Annotated in this window: 1 protein-coding gene; it reads right to left on the reverse strand. The window is 62.0% G+C overall.

The features are described from left to right. A partial coding sequence (gene glyA, locus AC2FEB_RS23310) for a serine hydroxymethyltransferase (protein ID WP_299902855.1) occupies nt 1–1,266 on the reverse strand: 1,266 nt, incomplete at both ends.

Genomic DNA, 1,266 nt, shown 5'->3' on the forward strand with positions numbered 1-1,266 from the left:
TTCGGATAGATCGGGAATTTGGCGCAGAGGTCTGCGACTTCGGCCTTGACCTTGGCTTCGACGGCGCTGTTGCCGTCTTCACCATTGGCGGCCAGGCCGTCGACCACTTCGATGATCCAGTCGGCGATCTGGCGGAATTCGACCTCGCCGAAGCCGCGGGTGGTGCCTGCCGGGCTGCCCAGACGGATGCCCGATGTGATGGTCGGCTTTTCGGGATCAAACGGCACGCCGTTCTTGTTGCAGGTGATATGCGCCCGGCCCAGAGCCTTCTCGGTGGCGTTGCCTTTCACCCCTTTGGGGCGCAGGTCGACCAGCACCACATGGGTGTCGGTCCCGTGGGTCACCGTGTCCAGCCCACCCTTGATCAGCTGATCCGACAGCGCCTGCGCGTTGGTGATCACCTGCTTGACATAGTCCTTGAACTCAGGCCGCAGGGCCTCGCCAAAGGCCACGGCCTTGGCTGCGATCACATGCATCAGCGGGCCGCCCTGAATGCCAGGGAAAATCGCCGAATTCACTTTCTTGGCGATATCTTCATCATTGGTCAGGATCATGCCGCCACGCGGGCCACGCAGGGTCTTGTGCGTCGTGGTCGTGGCCACATGCGCATGGGGGAAGGGGCTGGGGTGTTCGCCCGCTGCCACCAGACCGGCAAAATGCGCCATGTCCACGTGCAGATAGGCGCCGACCATATCGGCGATCTGACGCATGCGGGCAAAGTCGATCTGGCGTGGGATCGCCGAGCCACCCGCGATGATCAGCTTGGGCTGATGCTCTTTCGCCAGCGCCTCGACCTGATCGTAATCCAGCATGTTGTCCTGCTGGCGCACGCCGTATTGCACCGCGTTGAACCACTTGCCCGACTGGTTCGGCCGCGCGCCGTGGGTCAGGTGGCCACCGGCATCCAGGCTCATGCCCAGAATGGTGTCGCCCGGCTTGATCAGGGCCTGAAACACGCCCTGGTTGGCCTGAGAGCCGGAATTGGGCTGCACATTGGCAAACTCGCATCCGAACAGCTGTTTGGCGCGGTCGATGGCCAGGTTTTCGGCAATATCAACAAACTGGCAGCCGCCATAGTAGCGGCGCCCGGGATAGCCTTCGGCATATTTGTTGGTCATCACCGAGCCCTGCGCCTCCATCACGGCGGCAGAGACGATGTTCTCGGACGCGATCAGCTCGATCTCGTCGCGCTGTCGACCCAGTTCCGACGTGATCGAGCCAAAAAGCTCAGGATCACGATCAGCAAGGGACTGGGTGAAAAATCCG

The sequence above is a fragment of the Ruegeria sp. YTSC106 genome (assembly GCF_059609765.1).